Annotated in this window: 1 protein-coding gene; it reads left to right on the forward strand. The window is 73.4% G+C overall.

Going from position 1 to position 256, the window contains the following annotated elements:
* Positions 1 to 256: NAD(P)/FAD-dependent oxidoreductase (locus SB719_RS21260; RefSeq protein WP_412159904.1), on the forward strand; the 256-nt coding region annotated here is incomplete at both ends.

The raw sequence follows: 256 nt of genomic DNA on the forward strand, positions 1-256 counted from the left end.
GCTGGAACAGGTCCGCGCGATCGGCGTGCACAAGGCCGGCGCCGATTTCCCGATGCCCGGCGCCGCCGGCGGCCACCACGTGTTCCATTTCACCCGGGCGCTGGCGCCGCAGAGCGACTACGCCGTGCACGTGCGCCGCGACCAGTTCGACCAGTTGCTGTTCACCCATGCGCGCGACGCCGGCGTCGAGACCCGCGAGCGCACGCGCGTCACCGCGGTGCGTTTCGGCGACGACGGACGGCCGGCGCTGGTCGAG

It is taken from the genome of Pantoea sp. SIMBA_079 (assembly GCF_046940275.1).
Classification (GTDB): Bacteria; Pseudomonadota; Gammaproteobacteria; order Enterobacterales; family Enterobacteriaceae; genus Pantoea; species Pantoea borealis.